This window comes from Thetidibacter halocola, assembly GCF_018224955.1.
In the GTDB taxonomy this organism is placed as follows: Bacteria; Pseudomonadota; Alphaproteobacteria; order Rhodobacterales; family Rhodobacteraceae; genus Thetidibacter; species Thetidibacter halocola.
Window position 1 is genome coordinate 257,747 of record NZ_JAGTUU010000002.1, and the last position, 19,700, is coordinate 277,446.

The window sequence follows — 19,700 nt, forward strand, 5'->3', positions numbered from 1 at the left end:
GGTCACGCCCCCGCGGGTTTCGGCGGCTCAAGCAGCGGCTTTGCCTCTGGCTGGCTGATGATCAGCTGGCGATGCGGGAAGGGAATCTCGATCCCGCGCTCGTCCATCACCTCTTTCACCCGCTGGGTATAGGTGCGGCCGATGCCCCATTGCTTGCCGGCGCGCGTCTTGATTCGCGCCCGGACGACCACGGCGCTGTCGCCCAACATGGTGACGCCGTGCATCTCCAGCGGTTCCAGGATGTCGTTGCCGTATTCCTCCTTCACCCGGTCGAAGGCCTCGAACATGGCGGCCTTGACGGTCTCGACGTTCTCCTTGTAGGCGGCGCCGATCTCGGCCACGTGATAGCCGAAGTCGCGGGTCATGTTGCTGACCAGATCAACGGACGAGAATGGAATCACATGCGCCGCGCCGTCGATGGTGCGCAGGCGGACCGACCGGATCGAGATCTTCTCGACCGAGCCCGTGATGCCTGCGACGCCGACCACGTCGCCCTCGTTCATGGCGTTCTCGACCTGGATGAAGATGCCGGTGATGACGTCCTGCACCAGCTTCTGCGCGCCAAAGCCGACGGCCAGGCCGACGACCCCTGCACCGGCGATCAGCGGGCCGATGTTGATGCCCAACTGGCTGAGCACGACCATCACCGTCATGGTGATCAGCACGATGGCAAAGCCCGACCGGAACAGCGCCAGCAGCGTCCGGCGCCGGGCCGAGCTGTCAGCCCCGGTCAGGGTCGCTGCAAGCTGGTAGTCGATCCACGAGGCCACGACGGCCCAGACGATGGCGGCCAGAAGCACCACCAGCGCTGCCGAAATCAGGCCCCAGAGCACTGTTTGCACACCCTCACGCGCCATGACGGCGGTCATGTCCACGATGCCCCAGCCGTGCAGGATCGTCCCGAAAGCGGCCAGGAACAAAGCCACGGCCACGCCCCAGACCACCGAAGCGACGATGTTGGCCGCCCGGCTGCCCAGTTGCGGAACGAGGCCGCCGAACCAGCCGGCCAGCGGGCTTTTCGCCTTGCCGGCCATGTGCACCAGCCGGGCCGCGACGAACATCAACCCGAGGCCCAGAAGGGTAAAGGCAGTGCCGCCGAGGATCGTGTCGGTCAACGCCAACGGCCGGGTCAGGGCGATGAACCAGGCAAAGCCGACATAAAGCATCGCCAGCGGCGGCCAGACGCCCAGCCACAGGGTTTGCGCGCCCCGGGCCACCCGGTCTCCCGCCGTGTCGCCGGTGCCGGTGCCGCGATGCCCGCGCGAGGCGCGCAGGACGTGGCGGATCGCCTGGATCGCGCGCATGGCAAGGAGGGCGGTGACAGTCGCGAGGATCACCCGCACAGAGCGCGCCTCGACAAAGCCGATCCACAGTTGCACCAGCGGCACGATGAACAGCGTGGTCTGGATCGTCAGCCCACCCAGCAGGCGCAATTCCTGGTAGATGCGTTCCTGCGCGCGCGGCGCGGCATCGCTGAGCCCGGGCTCATGCTCGGCGTCTGGGGTGAAGATCGCTCGCAGCACCACGCGGAACAGCCCGAAACCGGCGAAGGCGTTCAGATAAAGGCCCTGAGCCCGCGACGGCCCCGACCCGTCGCTGAACAGGGTGGAACTGACGAGATAGCCGATCGCCCAGCTGAAGATCACCACCACCAGCCGGATCGCCGTCAGTCCCGCCAGCGGCCAGAGCGTCGCCGCCAGGCCGGATGCGCGCGGCTGACGCCAGCGGCGGCCGAGGCTGCGTCCGACACCGCCCAGCACGACATAGGCGCCCAGTGTCGCGGCGATGGTCATCAACAAGTCGAGCAGCGCGGCGCGGTCGACACCGGCCAGTTGAACCACCTCGGCAAGGCCATTCAGGTTGGTCATCAGTTGGAACAGTCGCCCAATTTCGTCAATCGCAAGCCCGGCAGCGCCCGAGGTCGCCGTCGCCAGGCGCTCGGCAAAGGTGGGCGGGGTTTCCGGCTCTGGCTCTGGCGCTGCGGTCTCTGTTGCCTGGAGACGGGCGATCAGCGCCTCGCGCGCGGCGGGATCGTTCAGCACGTCCAACAGCGCCTGAACGGCGGCATCCTGCGACACGGTCTCGGCTGGCGGGCTCTGCATGGTCTGCGCCGATCCGGGTCCGGACAACCCCATCATCAGAACGACGAGGAAGGCGGCCGCAAGGCGGGAAAGCAGGGTCATCGGGTCTTCGGTCCTTTCGTTTCGCGGGCAACGCGTCACCGGGAATGCGGTTCCCGGGCAAGGTGGCAGCCGCGCAAACAGTGTCGTGATGGAACGCCATCGGTGACGCGGCGTTGATAAACCGAAGCAACCATGAATGGAGATCACGATGTCCGCACCCGACACCAATCTCGACAAGCAAACGCGCCGTCACCGTCCCGCACTGGCCGGGATCGCGCTGGCCGTGGCCGTCGCGGGCCTCATGCTGGCTGGCTACCTTATCATCTTGGCCGAGCGTGGCAACACGCCGGGCGAGGAACCTGCCATCACGGCGCCAGCCACGAACTGACGCGGATCATCCGCACGGGGAAAGCCGGAACCTTTCCGGCCCACCCCGGTTCTCCTCCCATCACAGCCAAACGGAAAGGATCGACCATGCTTTACTGGGCTGCCGTATTCCTGATCGTCGCATTGATCGCCGGTGTCTTCGGTTTTGGCGGGATCGCCGCCACCTCTGCCGGGATCGCGCAGGTCCTGTTCTTCCTGTTCCTCATCCTGTTCGTCGCCGCGGTGCTGGCGCGGCTGGTCAGGCAATGAGTGAAACACACGAGCAAGACAGGAAAAACGGCTCCGACGATCGGAGCCGTTTCTTTTTGCAACGCTCTCCTTTTCAGGCGCGCAGCGTCTCGGTCGAGGCAAAGAACATCGCCTGGCTGACGGCCGAGCGCACCTGTTCTTCCGTATAGGGTTTCGAGATCAGGAAGGCCGGTTCCGGCCCCTCGCCGGTCAGAAGACGCTCCGGGAAGGCGGTGATGAAGATCACCGGGATGCCGGGGGTCTGTTGCAGGATGCCGTTCACCGCGTCGATGCCGCTGGAATTGTCGGCAAGTTGGATGTCGGACAGGATCAGGTCGGGCACCTCGCGCGCGGCCAGGTCCAGCGCGCCCTTTTCGGTTCGCGCCACGCCGGTCACGCGATGGCCCATCTCGCTCACGATGGCCTCGAGGTCGACGGCAATGATCGCCTCGTCCTCGATGATCATGACCCGGCCCGATACCGACTTGGCCATCTCGGCATAAGCGATGTCGACCAGTTCTCCGGCCTCGGTCGCAGTCAGTTCCATCACCTCACCGATCTGGTCAAAGCTCATCTCCTCGATCGTGTGCAGCAGCAGCGCCTCGCGCGTGCCGAAGGTCAGGCGGCCGAGATGTTCCTGCGCGCGGGCGGCCGGCCCGCCATCCTCGGCGTCGAGCGGTGCGCCCGAACTGGCCCAGATGCCGTGGAACACCTTGAACAGCGCGACCTTGGGCGCCAGCGCGCGACTGTAGCTGTCGGGATCGTTCAGGATCGCCTCGAGCGTGGCCATGGCATAGGTATCGCCCCGCGCCTGCGATCCGGTCAGGGCACGCGCATAGCGCCGCAGGTATGGCAGGTTCGCGCCCACGTCGGCCGACAGGTCTGCGCCAATTGCGTCCGTCATGTCCTTTTATCCTTTTTTTTGCGTCTCCGGGAACCAAACTCGAAAAGGGGCGTTCGGTTCCCGGGCACACGCACAAAACTGGTAGACCAAATGACGCAAGATAAACACGCATCAAGGATCGAGCGCGAGATCGACGCGAATTTGCGGCGAGTCTATCAAGATGTCGCGGACGAACAGGTTCCCGATCGTTTCACCGATTTGCTGGCACGGCTGAAGGCCGCCGACAGCGGCAAACGGGGGAGCAACGCGGAATGACAGTCGATCCGCGCGACGAGATCGTCGAGCACCTGGGCTCCATGCGCGCCTTCGCCATGAGCCTGACGCGCAACTCGGCGCTGGCCGACGACATGGTGCAGGACGCGCTGATCAAGGCGTGGTCCAACATCGACAGCTTTACGCCCGGCACCAACATGCGCGCCTGGCTGTTCACGATCCTGCGCAACACATTCTACTCGCATTACCGCAAGCGCCGCCGCGAGGTCGAAGACGTGGACGGTGTGCATTCCGCCCAGCTGGCAGCCAAGCCCGACCATGACGGGCGGCTTCAGATGCGCGATTTCAACGCTGCCTTCGACCAGCTGAACGAGGAACAGCGCGAGGCGCTGATCCTGATCGGCGCGGGCGGCTTTTCCTACGAGGAGGCGGCCGAGACCTGCGGCGTCGCCGTGGGCACCATCAAGAGCCGCGTGAACCGCGCGCGTGCCCGCCTGGCCGAACTGATGCAGATCGACGGCGACGGCCCGCTGGAGGCGACCGACGCCGTGACGCAGGCGCTTGTCGCCTCGAAACCCAGCGCTGCCTGAGGACGCCCCTTGGACCGACTGCGCGCGCAATTCCGGCGTCTGCCCGTCCGGCTGATCGCGCTTCTCAGCCTCGCGCTGTTTCCGCTGGGGCTGATCGCGCTGTATCAGACCGACAAGCTTCTGGAGGAGGCGCGCATGATCAACCGCGCCTCGCTGATGGAACGCACCGTCGCCGCCGCCGCCGAGGAACGCGAGCTGATCCAGCACGCGCTGGGCGCGGCGCGGGCGCTGGGCGCCGTCGTCCAGTCGATCCCGCAGGCGGCCTGCACTGAGGCGCTGCGCGACTTCATCGACAGCCAGGACGATTTCATCTTTGTCGGCTACACGCTGGCCAGCGGCGAGTTGCGCTGTTCATCACGCGGGGTGACGATGGACCTGTCGGGGCAGGACCGGTTCCGCCGCGCCATCGCCGCCGAAGGGCCGACGGTGCAGGTCACCGCCTCGGGTGCGGTGACGGGCCAGCCGGTGGTGATCGTGTTCTACCCGGTCGATCGCGCGGGCGTCAGGCTGGGCTATATGGCCATCTCGATCCCGCTGCACCTGGCCAACGACCTGATCGGCGAGGCCGAGCGCGCAGACGGCCTGCACCTGGCCGTCATCAATACCGATGGCGCAATCCTGACCGCGACCGGCGGGGCGGGCGAGGCGGTCGATTTCCTGCCGGCCAGCATTGGCCCCGCCGCGCTGGCCAACCTCGAGGGGCGCACCTTCGAGGCTGACTCGGGCACGGGAGAGCCGCGGATCTTCGCCGTCGGCACGATGATCTCCGGCAGCGCGGTGGTGGTGGGCAGTTGGCCTGCCGAGGTGGCGCTGGACGGCGGGTCGAGGCTGCGGGCCTGGGCGCCGCTGACCTTTCCGGTGGTGATGTGGCTGACCGGGATGCTGGTCGCCTATTTCGGCGTGCAGCGCCTGGTGATCCGCCACATCACGCAACTGCGCTCTGCGATGCGGCAGTATGCGCTGGGCGCGCTGCATGGTGGCCGGATCGAGATGGACGATCCGCCCGAGGAACTGCGCGAGACGGAACGCGCCTTCAATCGGATGGTTCTGCTGCTGGCGCAGGCCGAGGCCCAGCAGGAACAGGACCTGCGCGACAAGGAGGTGCTGCTGCGCGAGGTGCATCACCGGGTCAAGAACAACCTCCAGCTTGTCGGATCCATCATGAACATGATGGCGCGCAACGCCCGCACCCCCGAGGCGCGGCGCATGCTTGAGAGCCTGCAACGACGGGTGCGCGGCCTCGCCATGCTGCACCGCACGCTTTACACCACGCCCGAGATGACCACGGTCGACGGCGCCGAGATGCTGCGCGCCCTGATCGGCGACGTGACGCAGGGCACCCGCATGCGCGATCTGACCGTGGAAAGCGATCTGTGCCCCGTCGACCTGTTCCCGGACCAGGCGGTGCCGCTGTCGATGATTCTCGCCGAAGCGATGACCAATGCGGTCAAGTATTGCGGCCGTCCCGGAGACGGTTCGTCGGCCCGCATCGCGGTGACGCTGGCCTGCGATCCCGCCAGCGCGATGGTCGAGTTGCGGATCGAGAACACGCGCGGCCGCCCGTTGATGCCCAATGATGACGACGCGTCAATCGGTGATGGGCTGGGACAGACACTGATGACCGCCTTCGAACGGCAGTTGGGTGGCGTTTCGACCGTCGAGGACCTGCCCGACCGCTATGTCTACAGCCTGCGCTTCGAGCGGCGCGACTTCGAGCCGGGTGCGGACTGAGCCGCTCAGGCGGGGCGCGCCAGCGCCTTGTCCGGGTCCGCCTTGCGGCCTTCGGAATGCAGGCAGGCCGCCTGCGCCAGCGCCCGGAACAGCGCCCTTTGGCGGCGGGCATAGAACAGGTGTTCGGGATGCCACTGGACACCCAGCGCGAACGGCGCGCTCTGGCGTTCGATAGCTTGGATCATGCCGCCCTCGTCCCGCGCGGCGACGCGCAGGTCCGCGCCCAGGCGATCCACCGCCTGGCTGTGCAGCGCGTTCACGCGCATCGGCGCGGTGCCGGTGATCCCGGCCAGCCAGGTGTCCGGCGCCACGGCCACGCTGCGGCGGGGCAGGATGGTCTTGACCTTGCGCTCCATCCCGAAGGTGGCCCAGGCGTCCTGGTCCAGCGTGCCGCCCAGCGCCACGTTCAGCATCTGTGCGCCCCGGCAGATGCCCAGAACCGGCATGCCGCGCGCCAGCGCCGCCTCTGCCAGCTTTCGTTCGAAACGATCGCGGTCAGGGTCCAGCTGGGCAGCGACGCGCAGCGTCATGCCGTAAAGCTCGGGCGAGATGTCGTCGCCGCCGCCGATGATCAGGCCGTCGACCGCGTCGAGGTCGGCCGGCCGCCCGACGCCCCAGCGCACGGCGCGCGCGCCGGCCAGCCACAGGTTCAGCGCGACCAGCGGAAAGATGCGCCAGCCCGACCGGGTCGAGGTGGTGACGGCAATGGTCGGGCGGGTCATGCCGTGACCTCCGCGCCTGCCTCCATGTGCCCGGCCACGATTCCGGTCCAGCCGTCGCGCGATCCGCCCAGCAGCCGGTCACGATGTGCGGCCCATTCGGCGCACAGCGCCTCCAGCCGGTCGGTGTCCTCGGCCAGCCGTTCGACCGCCATCCAGTCGCGCCAAGGCTGCGCCAGCGACCAGTCGGGTTCGTCGATCCGGCAATCGGGCAGGCGGAAATGATAGGCTGGGCGTGGCTTGATCGCGCCGCCATCGGGGAACAGCCGGGCAAAGGATTCGGGATCGGCATCCTTGAGCAGCGGTAGCAGGTCGAGCCCGTGATTGCGGCTTTGGGTATGCTCGGCATAGACCTGCGCCAGCGCATCCGTGTCGGCAGGCCGCTCGCGCTCCAGCGCGTCGGTCAGGCCGCGCGGCCAGGGATCGACGAAGGGCAGCAGGCGGCGGGTCGGGTCGATGCGCCCGTCGCGCCGCAGCCAGTCCTCGGAAAGGCCATAGGCCAGTGCGATGCGGCCCGGATGTGTCGCGTCGCCCTCGATCCGGGCCGGGTTCAGGTGCACGCCAAAGCCCAGCAGGAGCCCGGCGCGCGACCCTTCGGCCCCCGCCTCGCGCAGCGCGTCGCACAAGGCCGAGAGTTGTGGCATCCGGCCGGGCGGCAGCGGTTCGGTCACGATCTCGACCGGCACCAGCCCGCGCGCCAAGTCGAGTCCCTTGTCCAGCCCCGGCAGGCCATCAGCCTTGCGCAGGGCGGTATCCAGTTCGATCCCGAGCGTGCCCAGGGCACTGTCGGTCAGGCGCAGGTCATGTGGGCCGCTACGGGCGATCTGACCGCCGAGCGCCTGCTGCGCGATCTCGGCGGTCTGCGTTTCGGTCAGGCCGGAGAACTCGATCTCGACGCCGCAAAGCCGCGGCGCGGTGTCCAGCCGCGGAAAAGGGGAAAACTGTGTCATGCAGAGGGAACCTCTGTCGAAGCGAAAGAGTTCCCGCGTCACAGTGCGCGGCGCATCGGTTGACCTTTGCCGCGCAAAGGATCAGCCTGCGAGCAATCCGGCGAAACACGACAAAAGGGCATCCGATGCGATACCATACACCGCAGACATTCGAGGATGCCGCCCGCATCGCGGCGGCGGCGCAGGGCGTGACACGCTTTCTGGCGGGGGGCACTGACGTTCTGGTGCAGATGCGGGCCGGCATGGTTCAGCCCGACGATCTGATCGACCTGAAACACATTCCTGGCACGCAAGACATTGCCCGCACCGAGGACGGCGGCTGGCGCATCGGCATCGCCGTGCCGGGAATCGCGCTGGGCGGGCATGAGGCGCTGTGCGCCGACTGGCCCGGCGTGGTCGAGGGGATGGAACTGGTCGGCTCGACCCAGATCCAGGGCCGCGCCACGCTGGCGGGGAACCTCTGCAACGGCTCGCCCGCCGCCGACAGCGTGCCGGGCCTGATCACTGCCGGCGCCGTCGTCGAGATCACCGGGCCCGCTGGCACCCGTACCCTGCCGGTCGAGGATGTGCCGCAGGGGCCGGGCCGCACCGCGTTGAAGCCCGGAGAGCTGGTCTCGGCCATCATCCTGCCGCCGCGCGGGGATTATGGTGGCGACTGTTACCTGCGCTTCATCCCGCGCACCGAGATGGACATCGCCGTGGTCGGCTGCGCCGTGAACCTGCGGCTGAAGGGCGGCGTGATCGCCGAGGCCCGTGTCGCGCTGGGCGCCGTGGCCCCCACCGTGATGCTGGTGCCCGAGGCCGCCGCCGCCATCGTCGGCACCGCGCTGGACGCCGCCGCCGAAGAGGCGCTGGCGCAGGCCGCCACCGCTGCTGCCAAGCCCATCAGCGACAAGCGCGGCACCGCCGAGTTCCGGCGCGAGGTCGCGGGCGTGCTGGCCAAGCGCGCCGCCCGTATCGCATTCGCCCGCGCCAAGGGAGACACCGCATGAGCAAGATCCACGTCACCACCAAGGTCAACGGCGACCCGGTCGAATTCCTCGCAGACCCGCGCGAGACGCTGCTCGACTGCCTGCGCGACCGGCTGGGCCTCACGGGGTCGAAAGAGGGCTGCGGCACCGGTGATTGCGGTGCCTGTTCCGTCATTCTCGATGGGCGTCTGGTCTGTTCCTGCCTCGTGCTGGGAGTCGAGGCGCAGGGCAAGGCCGTCGAAACCATCGAGGGCATGGCGCAGGGCGAAGACCTGCACCCGCTGCAACGCAAGTTCATCGAACATGCCGCGCTGCAATGCGGGTTCTGCACGCCGGGAATCCTCGTGGCGGCAAAGGCGCTGCTGGAGACGAACCCGGACCCGACCGAGACCGAGGTGCGCTATTGGCTGGCGGGGAATCTCTGCCGTTGCACCGGCTATGACAAGATCATTCGCGCCGTGATGGATGCGGCGGCGGAACTGCGCGGGGAGGCTGCGTGATGGCGAAGGACGAGTATCGCGAATTCCGGCTGGTCGGCACGCGCCCCGACCGACCCGATGGACTCGACAAGGTGACGGGCCGTGCACGCTATGGCGCCGACATGACCGCGCCGGGGATGCTGTGGGGCGCAGTGGTGCGCAGCCCGCATGCCCATGCGCGGATCGTGAAGATCGACACCAGCAAGGCCGAGGCGCTGGAAGGCGTGAAGGCCGTGGTGACGCGCGCCGACCTGCCCACCGGCCTGACGGGCGAGGATTGGGACCTGCAGGAAAACACGCTGGCGGGCGAGCGGGCGCTGTATGACGGCCACGCGGTCGCCGCCGTCGCCGCCACCTCGGCGTTGATCGCGCAGGAGGCCGCGCGGCTGGTCGAGGTAGACTACGAGGTGCTGCCGCATGTCACCGATGTGGACGCCGCGATGGCCCCCGACGCACCGGTGATCCGCGAGGGTGCCGCCGACCCGACCGTGCCGGAAGGCATGCATCCCAACGTGGTGAAGTACTTTGCCTTCGATCACGGCGACGTCGAGGCGGGTTTCGCGCAGGCCGACCTCGTGATGGAGCGCACCTATAAGACCGAGGCGACGCATCAGGGCTATATCGAACCGCATGCCTGCCTTGGCCAGCTTGGCTCTGACGGCAAGGGCGAGATGTGGGTCTGCACCCAAGGCCAGTGGTTCATCCGCCGCATGTGCGCCGCCGTCGTGGGCATCGAGGCCGCGCAACTGCGCGTGACCCCCTCCGAGATCGGTGGCGGGTTCGGCGGCAAGACGACGATCTTCATGGAACCGCTCAGCCTCGCGCTGTCGCGCAAGGCGGGCGGGCGCCCGGTCAAGATCGTGATGAGCCGGTCCGAGGTGCTGCGCGCCACCGGGCCGACCGCGTCCGCGTCGATGGACGTCAAGATCGGCATGAAGAAGGACGGCACCATCACCGCCGGCAAGGCCACGTTCCGCATGCAGGGCGGCGCCTTTCCCGGCGCGCCCGTGGACATGGCGCTGTATTGCGCCTTTGCGCCCTACAAGATGCCGGCGGTCGAGTGCGAGGGTTTCGACGTGCTGGCCAACCGCCCGAAATGCGCCGCCTATCGTGCGCCGGGCTCGCCCATGGGGGCCTTTGCCGTCGAAAGCCTGCTGGACGAGATGTGCCGCAAGCTGGGCATCGACCCGATGGACATGCGCATGAAGAACGCCGTGCGCGAGGGCGACCGCGCCGCCTACGGGCCGAAATTCGGCTCGATCGGGCTGGTCGAGGTGCTGGAGGCAACCCGCGCGCATCCGAACCTGTCGATCCCGCTGGGTCTGAACCAGGGGCGCGGCATCGCCAGCGGTTACTGGTTCAACCATGGCGGAGAGACCTCGGTCAGCATGGCGATTTCCGAGGACGGCACCGCGCAGGTCTCGGTCGGCACGCCGGATATCGGCGGCAGCCGCGCCTCCATCGCGCTGATGACGGCGGAAACGTTGGGCATTCCTTACGAGGACGTGCGCGTGAACGTGGTCGAGACCGGCGCGCTGGGCGTGAACGAGCCGACCCATGGCAGCCGCGCCACCTTTGCCAGCGGCAAGGCCGCAGTCGAGGCGGCGCAGCACGCCATCAAGGAAATGTGCCGCCGCGCCGCCGCCGAATGGGGGATCGAACCCGAAGCGGTGGAATGGGTCGACGGTGCCGCGCAGCCTGCGGGCCCCAATGCCGGTAAATTTCCGCCCATGACCATTGCCGAGATCGCGGGCAAGATGGGCAGCACGGGCGGTCCGATCTCCGGCCACCATGAATCGGTGCCGGGCGGCGTGGGCGAAAGCTTTGGCTGTCACGTCGTCGATGTCGAGGTCGATCCGGAAACCGGGGGCGTCAAGATCCTGCGCTATCTCGTGGTGCAGGACGCGGGCCGCGCGATCCATCCCTCTTACGTCGAGGGCCAATACCAAGGCGGCGCGGCGCAGGGCATCGGCTGGGCGCTGAACGAGGGGTATATCTACGGCGAGGACGGCCGGTTGCAGAACCCGGTCTTCCTCGACTACCGCGTGCCCGTCGCCTCGGACCTGCCGATGATCGACACGGTGATCGTCGAGGTGCCGAACCCCGGCCACCCCTACGGCGTGCGCGGCGTGGGCGAGACGGGTATCACCCCGCCGCTACCCGCCATCGCCAACGCGATCCAGGCGGCCACCGGCGCCCGCCTGACCGAGTTGCCGATGAACCCGCCGCGCGTGCTGGCGGCGATCAAGGCGGCGAAGGCGGGCTGATGGTCGCCGTGCACCTCTGGTCGAGCCTCACCCGCTTTACCGACGGGAAGCGGGTGGTTGAGGTTCCGGGCGTGACGGCGGGCGAACTCCTGTCCGGGCTCAAGGCCGCCTATCCCGGTCTTGGCCCGGTGCTGGACGGGGGCGTGTCGGTGGTCATCGACGACGCCATCGCCCCCAGCCTGCACACGCCTGTCCCTGACGGCGCCGAGGTCTACCTGATGCAGCGGCTCAAGGGGGGCTAGCCCAGACCCCCTGCTTGCGCTAAGGCGCAGCAAACCCAGCGCGGAGGCGGTCTTGGATCATTTCATCTATCGCGACGGCCGGCTTCACGCCGAGAATGTTCCCGTGGCCGAAATCGCGGCCGCGGTCGGCACGCCGTTCTACGTCTATTCCACCGCCACGCTGCTGCGCCATTTCACGCTGTTCGATGATGCGCTGGACTGGGGTCCGCACCTTGTCTGTTACGCGATGAAGGCCGCCAGCAACCAGGCGATCCTGAAGACGCTGGCGCAGGCGGGCGCGGGCATGGACGTGGTCTCGGGCGGCGAATATGCCCGGGCTAGGGCGGCGGGCGTGCCGGGAGAGCGGATCGTCTTTTCCGGCGTCGGCAAGACGCATGAGGAAATCCGCGCCGCGCTGATCGGCGGAATCCGCCAGTTCAACGTCGAATCCGAACCCGAGATGCGGGCGATTTCCGAGGTGGCCACGGCGCTGGGCGTGGTCGCGCCGATCACGATCCGTGTGAACCCCGACGTCGACGCAAAGACCCACGCCAAGATCGCCACCGGCAAGTCGGAAAACAAGTTCGGCATCCCCATCGCCAAGGCCCGCGCCGTCTATGCCGAGGCCGCCGCCCTGTCGGGTCTCAAGGTGATCGGCATCGACGTGCATATCGGCAGCCAGCTGACCCAGCTGGAGCCCTTCCGCCAAGCCTATCAGAAGGTCGCGGAACTGACCGAACAGCTGCGCGCCGACGGGCATCAGATCACGCGGCTGGACCTGGGCGGCGGCCTCGGCATCCCCTATACCCGCTCGAACGAGGCGCCGCCGCTGCCATCCGATTACGGCGACCTGATCCGCGAGACCGTGGGCCACCTGGGCTGCGAGATCGAGATCGAGCCAGGCCGCCTGATCGTCGGCAACGCGGGCATTCTCGTGTCGCAGGTGATCTACGTGAAGCAGGGCGAGGGACGGGATTTCCTGATCCTCGACGCCGCGATGAACGATCTGATCCGCCCCGCCATGTATGACGCCCACCACGAGATCGTGCCGGTGGTCGAACCCGATGCCGGGGTGGATCTCGCACCTTTCGACATCGTCGGCCCGGTCTGCGAGACGGGCGATACATTCGCCAAGGGCCGCCTGATGCCGCCAACCGCCGAGGGCGACCTGCTGGCCTTCCGAGGGGCGGGCGCCTATGGCGCAGTGATGAGCAGCGAATACAACACGCGCCCGCTGGTGCCCGAGGTTCTCGTGAAGGGCGATCAATTCGCGGTTATTCGTGCGCGACCGACCTTTGACGAAATCATCAATCGGGATACCATTCCGCAATGGTTGTAGGGCATCCTCCTTGCAGCCCCGGCTGACAAGGAGCGATGCATGGCGCGCGCCGACAGGGAAAACAGCGATATCTCGGGTGTTTACGGCGAAATCCGCTGGCCCCTTCGGCTGACGCTGTGGGGCATGGCGGCAGAACGCGTGACGCGCGCCTTCTGGCCTCTCTGGTCGGTTGTCTTCGCGACCCTGGCACTCTTGATGCTGGGCGTGCAGGACATGATGGCCGTCGAATGGGTCTGGGCCATCGCGGCCGGCTTCGGTCTGCTCGGAATCTGGGCACTGGCACGCGGCATCCGCAGCTTTCACCTTCCCCGGATTGAAGAGGCGCTGGTGCGTCTCGATTCCACGATGAAGGGCAACCCGATCCAGGCGGCGCTTGACCGGCAGGCGGTGGGCGCGGGCGACACGGCTTCGAACGCCGTGTGGCAGGCCCACCAGGCGCGGATGCGCGCCCGCCTGGCTGAGGCGCGGGCGGTCGAGCCTGACCTGCGCGTGTCCCGCGCCGATCCTTTCGCGTTGCGCTACGTCGCGCTGCTGATGCTGTCGACGGCCTTTCTCTTCGGCTCCTTCATGCGGGTCGAGTCGATCACCAATATCGGCGTCGGCGGCAACGAACTGGCACAAGGTCCAGCCTGGGAAGGTTGGATGGAACCGCCGGGTTACACCCGTCTGCCGTCGGTCTACCTGAACGACATCATCGCGCCGGGGTTCGATGTGCCCGAGGGCGCACAGATCACCTTGCGCATGTATGGCGAGGTCGGCGCGCTCAGCGTCGAGGAATCCGTGTCGGGTCGTCCGCTGGACGAAGGTCAGGCGCAGGAAACGGCGCAGGAATTCGCCGTGGCGCAATCCGGCCGCATCGCCATCGACGGGCCGGGTGGCCGGATCTGGGAGATCGCGATGATCCCCGACCAGGCGCCGGAGGTCCTGCGCGAGGGCGATATCGACGTCACCTATGACGGCGAGGCGACGATTCCCTACGCCGCCAGCGACGATCATGGCGTGGTCGCCGGAACCGCGCGCATCGTTCTGGCACTCGATCAGGTCGATCGCCGCTATCATCGCCTGATCGACCCGGAGCCGCTGCCCGCGCTCGAGGTTCCGCTGCCGATGCCGATTTCGGGCGACCGGGCCGATTTCTCGGAAAACATGGTCGAGAATTTCTCGCTGCATCCCTGGGCCAACCTCCCCGTCCGACTGGAACTCGAGGTCGAGGATGCCCGCGGACAACGTGGCCTGACGCAGCCGGAGTTGCTGACCCTGCCGGGTCGCCGGTTTTTCGATCCGATCGCCGCGGCGGTAATCGAACAGCGGCAGGCGCTGCTTTGGAACCGCGCGAACGCCGCCGAGGTCGCGCTGATCCTGCGCGCCGTGGCGCATGAGGGAGACGCCCTGTTCCGCAAGCAGATCCACGGCGAGCAGCTGATGGCGATCACCCGCAAGATCGAGACGCTGGCGCGCTTTGACAGCATGACGGATGATCTGCGCGACGGCATCGCCCAGGACCTGTGGGACTTGGCGATCACCATGGAAGAGGGCGACCTCGCCGACGCCATGGAACGCCTGCGCCGCGCGCAGGAGCGGCTGGAAGAGGCGATGAAGAACGGCGCCTCCGACCAGGAAATCGCCGAACTGATGCAGGAACTGCGCGAGGCGACGGACGATTACCTGCGCCAACTGTCCCGCCAGCAACAGCAGCAGGCCCAGCAGAACCCCGAGATGGGCGATCCGCAGGACATGATGGAGATGTCGCAGGACGACCTTCAGCGCATGATGGACCGCATCCAGGAACTGATGGAGCAGGGCCGCATGGCCGAAGCGATGGAAGCGCTGCGCCAGCTCCAGGAAATGATGGAGAACATGCAGGTCACGCAGGGCCAGGGCGGTCAGGGCCAGTCGCCCGGCGAACAGGCGATGGAGGGCCTGTCGGAAACACTGCGCGAGCAGCAGGGCCTGTCCGACGAGGCGTTCCGCGACCTTCAGGAGCAGTTCAACCCCGGCCAGCAAGGCCAGCAGCAGGGCCAGGGTCAGCAACAGGGTCAACAGCAAGGGCAGGGTCAACAGGGCCAAGGTCAGCAAGGCCAGCAGCAAGGGCAGAATGGTCAGGACGGCCAGAGCCTCGAAGACAGCCTTTCAGACCGTCAGCGTGCCCTGCGCAACGAACTGAACCGCCAAAGGCAGAACCTTCCCGGACAAGGTTCCGAGGCGGGCGACCGCGCCGCCGAGGCGCTGGGTCGGGCCGAGGGCGCGATGGACCGCGCCGAACGCTCGCTCCGCGACGGCGACCTGCCGGGTGCCATCGGCGACCAGGCCGATGCGATGGAGGCGCTGCGCGAGGGGATGCGAAACCTGGGCGAGGCCCTGGCGCAGCAGCAACAACAGAACCAGGGCCAGCAGGGCATGGCCGATGGCGGCGACCCGACCGAGCAGCGCGACCCGCTGGGCCGCAACGCGGGGTCCAACGGCCAGGTCGGCACGGACGAGTCGCTGCTGCAAGGTGAGGACGTGTATCGCCGCGCCCGCGAGTTGCTGGACGAGATCCGCCGCCGCTCGGGCGAGGGCGAACGCCCGACCGCCGAACTGGATTACCTCGAACGCCTGCTCGACCGGTTCTGACCGTGTTCGACAGCCCCGAGGCGATGCGGGCCGCCGCCTGGCAGGCCATGGCGCGCGGCGTTGCCGACCGGCGCAGCCCCGCGCGGCATCCGACCCTGGCCACGATCGGCCCGGACGGGCCGCAGGCGCGAACGGTCGTGCTGCGCGGCTGGGCCGGTGACGTGGCCGAGGTGCATACCGACGCCGCCTCGGCCAAGCTGGCGGAACTGCGCGCCGATCCGCGCGCCGCGCTCCATGTCTGGCTGCCGAAACAGGACATGCAGATCCGGCTGTCCGCCACGGTCGGGATCGTCCTGAACGATGCTGACCGCTGGACGCGCATCCCCGAGGGCGCACGCATCGTCTATGGCGGCGATCCGACCCCGGGCGTGCCGCTGCACGCGGCCGAGGATTTCCGGCCCGGGCGCGATTTCGGGCGCTTCGCGGTGCTGCGCCTTTCGATTACCCGCGCCGACCTGGTGCACTTGGGGGCCGACATGCACCGTCGGGCAATCCTGGGCCGTGGCGCGGACGGCTGGACCGGCGGTTGGGTCGCGCCCTAGACTCTCGCATGCCTGAGTTTGCCAGGTCGGGCTGTTCCGGTGTCGCCTCGGTCTAGATGCCGAAGTTCCACCTGGCCCGGCGCGGCACCCGTACCGCCAGCATCGGCTTCAGAAGCGGAGACCGAAAGCGTCGCAGATCGAGCGCCTCGTGCACGCCTATGCTGGGCTGGCCTTCGAGTTGCGTTTCCACCATCGCCCGGGTGTAGAAAGGCGCGTCCAGCATCGGCATCACCTGGCGCGCCGGTCCGTCACCGCGCGTCTCGCGCCGGACCTGCCACAATGAGCGCGGCAAGGCGCGCTTTTGCGGCAGGTCGATCGCCCGCGCGCTGCCGTCCCGGTCGAAATGAAATCCCGCGCCCAGTTCCGACCCGTCCAGCCGCGTCGCGTCGTAGAAACAGGTGGCGCCGCTGGCGGTGGGATAGCGGCCCCAAGTCCAATAGGCGAAGTCCGCCTCCAGCGCACGGGTGCCGAAATTCGCGTCGAAATAGCCGTGGCCGGTCCATTGCCAGCCGGGCGCCTCGAGATCGCAGGTCACGGTCGAGACCGGGGCGAAGGGCCGCCAGACATGCGCGCCATCCGGCGTCAGAGGCAGTTCGACGCCCGTGATGGCGCTGGGCGTCACGCGGATCTTGCCGCGCACCCGTCCAATCACCGGCGGGGCCGATATCTCGTTGATGTCGATCACCAGCTCGCCGCGTTCCCACGTCAAGGACGAGGGGCCGACCTCGAACTTGCGCGGGCTTTGCCGCAACGCGTCACGCCCCCTGTCGGTCATGGTGAACCGCCCGCCGGGCCCGTAGGTGGCAACGTTGATGCAGACGTGGTTTTCCGGGTCCTTGCGGCCCGACCACGCATACCAGGGTGAAAAGACCGATCCTATGAACCCGATGACGGAGAGCGCGCGGGTGCCGCAATCCGAGACCGCATCGACATACCACCACGCATAGCCGTCCGGCGGGACGGCGAGGTGGAAGTTCGGTCCGTCAAGATCGCCTCGGCCGCGTGCCGGCCGGAGAGCGCAGCCATCGGCACCCCCGCCCCCGGGTGACAGCCGCCGCCGGCCAGATACAGGCCCGGCACCGGCGTCCGTGCCCGGGGCCGGCTCAGCGCCGCGAAGGTCCCATGCGGGCTCTGCCCGTAGAGCGACCCGGCGCTGCCGGGAAAGAGCGTTTCGAATCCGCCTGGTGTCGTCAGCGCAGCTTTGCCCGGAAGCCGGTCGAAGGTCAGGCCGAAGCGCGCCAGCGTCGGGAATGTCCGTTGGTGACATGTTGCGTGCTCCTTGTCATCGGGTTGCCTCTGGGTCAGGGGCGGGGCGTTCAGGATGATCTCGAACCGTTCCTCATGCGCCGGCGGGGTTGGATGCCCGCGATCCTCGGCACAAAGATAGAGCGTGGTATCGGCGGGCAAGCGCCCGGCTTCGAGCGCCCGGAAATCGGCCTGCGCGTCGGCGCAGAAAAACACGTTGTGATGCGCCAGGTCGAGTCCCGTGGTACGGGCGCGAAAGGCCCAGACATGGGCCGACATGCTGCGCGCGGCCCGGGCGGCGCGGGGCGCGGCCGGGCGCATGGCGTCACCCAGTTTGCCCAGTGCCAGAGCGCGCGGATCACCGTTGAAGATCACGGTTCGCGCGGGCAGGACCGATCCGTCGCGCAGGGCGACGCCCGACACGCCGTCGGAGTCGGTCAGGATTCTTGTGACCATGCTGTGCATGCGGAACTGCGCGCCGCGTGCCTCGATCAGCCCGGTGATAGCGCGGGCCAGCGCGTGCATGCCGCCCTCGGGCACCCAGACGCCCGCGGCCTCTGCGCGCCAGACCAGCGACAGCAACGCGGGCGCGCGATGGGGCGAGCCGCCGACATAGGTGGCGTAGCGGCCGAACAACTGGCGCAGTCGCGGATCTTCGAAACTGGCGCGCAACAGGCCTGCCATCGTGCGGCCTGGCGCCATGGCGCGCAACAGGGTGGGGTGGGCCAGAACCATCCGGGTCATCGCCGCCACGTCCGGTTCGGCCGCCTCCATCATCGGGGCGCGAAAGGCGGCAAAAAGCGTCTCTGTTCTTGCACAAAATGCCTCGAATTGCCGGCGAGCGCGGTGGCCAGCAAAGGTCTCTATCGCTTCGGCGTTCAGGGCAGGATCGGCATGCAGATCCACCGAGCTGCCATCGGGCCACCAGTGCCGCGCCAGCACCGCCTGGCGGTGCAACGTCACGTGATCGTCCAGCCGCTCGCCCACCCCCTCGAACAGCGCGTCAAACACCGTCCGAAGGGTCAGCACCGTTGGCCCGGCATCAACCCCGTCGACCTGCCGCATCTTGCCTCCGGGCCTGGCGGCGGCATCGACCACGGTGACGTCCAGCCCGGCATGGGCCAGCGGCAGGGCGGCGGCCAGCCCACCGATTCCGGCGCCGATCACGACGACGGGTTCAAGACGGCGACTCTGCGCGGCTTGGGGCGAAGTTTCCATAAGGCGATAGTTGACTCGTGATGGCGAACTGTCCAGTATGATTTACACATTGTTGTCAAACAAACATGACAGCCGCAGCGCAGGAGCGTCACATGGGATTGCACACTCGGATCGATTCCGCCGTAGAACGCGCTATTGCGCTGGGGCAGGGGGGCGCTGCGCCGGCCCGGTTGGCCTCGGCCCTGCATTACGCCTGCACGCCCGGTGGGGCGCGGATCAGGCCGACCATCCTCGTCTCTGTCGCGATGGCCTGCGGCGACGATCGGCCGGGCCTCGCCGATGCGGCAGCGGCGGCGCTGGAGCTGATCCATTGCGCCAGCCTCGTGCATGACGACCTGCCCTGTTTCGACGATGCCGAGATCCGGCGCGGCAAGCCTGCGGTTCATCGCGCCTATTCGCAGCCGCTGGCGGTTCTGGCGGGCGATTCCCTGATCATCCTCGCCTTCGACGTGCTGGCGCGGGCGGCCCATGCCGCGCCCGAGCGCGCCATCGAACTGATCCGCCTGCTGGCTCGCCAGACCGGGATGCCGCATGGCATCTGTGCCGGGCAGGGCTGGGAGAGCGAGGACAAGATCGACCTGGGCGCCTATCACCGGTCCAAGACCGGCGCACTGTTCATTGCCGCGACTCAGATGGGCGCCGTGGCCGCCGGGCAGGAGGCTGAGCCCTGGTATGAACTGGGCGCCCGCATCGGCGAGGCGTTCCAGGTGGCCGACGACCTGCGCGATGCGTTGTGCTCGCAGGAAGAGCTGGGCAAACCCGCGGGGCAGGACGATCTGCATGGCCGCCCCAACGCTGTCAGCCTGCTGGGCGTCGATGGCGCGGTGAAGCGGCTGAAGGACATCCTCGGCGGCGCCATCGCCTCGATCCCCTCCTGTCCCGGCGAGGCGCAGCTGGCCCAGATGGTCACCGCCTATGCCGATCGCCTGACCCCCGCTGCCGTCAAGGCCCGGGTCTGAG

At 68.0% G+C, this 19,700-nt stretch carries 19 protein-coding genes; 13 read left to right on the top strand and 6 right to left on the bottom strand.

Annotated elements, in window-relative coordinates:
- Window positions 1-2: 2 nt before the first annotated feature.
- On the bottom strand, window positions 3-2,183 hold the full coding sequence (locus KB874_RS05460; protein WP_212535548.1) for a mechanosensitive ion channel domain-containing protein: 2,181 nt from the start codon (window positions 2,181-2,183) through the stop codon (window positions 3-5).
- A gap of 148 nt (window positions 2,184-2,331) precedes the next feature.
- Between KB874_RS05460 and KB874_RS05465 the strand changes: the two genes are divergently transcribed.
- Entirely contained in the window at window positions 2,332-2,511 is a 180-nt protein-coding gene (locus KB874_RS05465; protein ID WP_212535549.1) for a hypothetical protein, read from the top strand.
- 86 nt (window positions 2,512-2,597) lie between these two features.
- Entirely contained in the window at window positions 2,598-2,759 is a 162-nt protein-coding gene (locus KB874_RS05470; RefSeq protein ID WP_212535550.1) for a DUF1328 domain-containing protein, read from the top strand.
- A 73-nt stretch (window positions 2,760-2,832) separates the two neighbouring features.
- On the opposite strand, the gene KB874_RS05475 is transcribed toward KB874_RS05470, so the two are convergent.
- Complete coding sequence (locus KB874_RS05475) at window positions 2,833-3,642, bottom strand: response regulator (RefSeq protein WP_212535551.1); 810 nt, start codon at window positions 3,640-3,642, stop codon at window positions 2,833-2,835.
- Window positions 3,643-3,732: 90 nt separating this feature from the next.
- Between KB874_RS05475 and KB874_RS05480 the strand changes: the two genes are divergently transcribed.
- Genes KB874_RS05480 through KB874_RS05490 form a run of 3 tightly spaced genes read left to right on the top strand, consistent with a single transcriptional unit; the run spans window position 3,733 to window position 6,176 of the window.
- Window positions 3,733-3,897: a NepR family anti-sigma factor gene (locus KB874_RS05480; RefSeq protein ID WP_212535552.1), complete on the top strand. Its 165-nt coding sequence runs from the start codon at window positions 3,733-3,735 to the stop codon at window positions 3,895-3,897.
- Complete coding sequence (locus KB874_RS05485; RefSeq protein ID WP_212535553.1) at window positions 3,894-4,445, top strand: RNA polymerase sigma factor; 552 nt, start codon at window positions 3,894-3,896, stop codon at window positions 4,443-4,445. The genes KB874_RS05480 and KB874_RS05485 overlap by 4 nt, the downstream gene beginning before the upstream one ends.
- A gap of 9 nt (window positions 4,446-4,454) precedes the next feature.
- The gene (locus KB874_RS05490) at window positions 4,455-6,176 is read left to right on the top strand and encodes a sensor histidine kinase (protein ID WP_212535554.1); all 1,722 of its coding nucleotides are present in this window, start codon (window positions 4,455-4,457) and stop codon (window positions 6,174-6,176) included.
- Window positions 6,177-6,181: 5 nt separating this feature from the next.
- Here KB874_RS05490 and KB874_RS05495 read toward each other — a convergent pair whose 3' ends face one another.
- Window positions 6,182-6,898 carry a gamma-glutamyl-gamma-aminobutyrate hydrolase family protein gene (locus tag KB874_RS05495; RefSeq protein WP_212535555.1) on the bottom strand — a complete coding sequence of 239 codons (717 nt, stop codon included), beginning with the start codon at window positions 6,896-6,898 and terminating at the stop codon, window positions 6,182-6,184.
- A complete protein-coding gene (locus KB874_RS05500) occupies window positions 6,895-7,845 on the bottom strand; it encodes an amidoligase family protein (RefSeq protein WP_212535556.1) in 951 nt (316 codons plus the stop codon). Before KB874_RS05500 ends, KB874_RS05495 begins: the two co-directional genes overlap by 4 nt.
- A gap of 125 nt (window positions 7,846-7,970) precedes the next feature.
- On the opposite strand from KB874_RS05500, the gene KB874_RS05505 reads away from it, so the two are divergent.
- The 7 genes from KB874_RS05505 to KB874_RS05535 are packed head-to-tail and all read left to right on the top strand — an operon-like array spanning window position 7,971 to window position 16,277.
- Window positions 7,971-8,837 (top strand): FAD binding domain-containing protein, encoded by an 867-nt coding sequence (locus KB874_RS05505; protein ID WP_212535557.1) that lies wholly within the window; start codon window positions 7,971-7,973, stop codon window positions 8,835-8,837.
- Window positions 8,834-9,316 (top strand): (2Fe-2S)-binding protein, encoded by a 483-nt coding sequence (locus KB874_RS05510; protein ID WP_212535558.1) that lies wholly within the window; start codon window positions 8,834-8,836, stop codon window positions 9,314-9,316. The genes KB874_RS05505 and KB874_RS05510 overlap by 4 nt, the downstream gene beginning before the upstream one ends.
- The gene (locus KB874_RS05515; protein ID WP_212535559.1) at window positions 9,316-11,562 is read left to right on the top strand and encodes a xanthine dehydrogenase family protein molybdopterin-binding subunit; all 2,247 of its coding nucleotides are present in this window, start codon (window positions 9,316-9,318) and stop codon (window positions 11,560-11,562) included. Before KB874_RS05510 ends, KB874_RS05515 begins: the two co-directional genes overlap by 1 nt.
- On the top strand, window positions 11,562-11,804 hold the full coding sequence (locus KB874_RS05520) for a MoaD/ThiS family protein (RefSeq protein WP_212535560.1): 243 nt from the start codon (window positions 11,562-11,564) through the stop codon (window positions 11,802-11,804). The genes KB874_RS05515 and KB874_RS05520 overlap by 1 nt, the downstream gene beginning before the upstream one ends.
- Before the next feature lie 52 nt (window positions 11,805-11,856).
- Window positions 11,857-13,122, top strand: coding sequence for a diaminopimelate decarboxylase (gene lysA / locus KB874_RS05525; RefSeq protein ID WP_212535561.1), 1,266 nt, complete (start codon window positions 11,857-11,859; stop codon window positions 13,120-13,122).
- A 39-nt stretch (window positions 13,123-13,161) separates the two neighbouring features.
- Window positions 13,162-15,735: a DUF4175 domain-containing protein gene (locus KB874_RS05530; protein ID WP_249200285.1), complete on the top strand. Its 2,574-nt coding sequence runs from the start codon at window positions 13,162-13,164 to the stop codon at window positions 15,733-15,735.
- Window positions 15,736-15,737: 2 nt separating this feature from the next.
- Window positions 15,738-16,277: a pyridoxamine 5'-phosphate oxidase family protein gene (locus tag KB874_RS05535; RefSeq protein ID WP_346346509.1), complete on the top strand. Its 540-nt coding sequence runs from the start codon at window positions 15,738-15,740 to the stop codon at window positions 16,275-16,277.
- A 52-nt stretch (window positions 16,278-16,329) separates the two neighbouring features.
- Here the strand turns inward: KB874_RS05535 and crtC are convergent, their stop codons facing one another.
- Window positions 16,330-17,166, bottom strand: coding sequence for a carotenoid 1,2-hydratase (crtC, locus tag KB874_RS05540; protein WP_212535853.1), 837 nt, complete (start codon window positions 17,164-17,166; stop codon window positions 16,330-16,332).
- On the bottom strand, window positions 17,154-18,689 hold the full coding sequence (gene crtD, locus KB874_RS05545; protein ID WP_346346514.1) for a 1-hydroxycarotenoid 3,4-desaturase CrtD: 1,536 nt from the start codon (window positions 18,687-18,689) through the stop codon (window positions 17,154-17,156). The genes crtC and crtD overlap by 13 nt, the downstream gene beginning before the upstream one ends.
- 143 nt (window positions 18,690-18,832) lie before the next feature.
- Between crtD and KB874_RS05550 the strand changes: the two genes are divergently transcribed.
- On the top strand, window positions 18,833-19,699 hold the full coding sequence (locus KB874_RS05550) for a polyprenyl synthetase family protein (protein WP_212535563.1): 867 nt from the start codon (window positions 18,833-18,835) through the stop codon (window positions 19,697-19,699).
- Window position 19,700 lies beyond the last annotated feature (1 nt).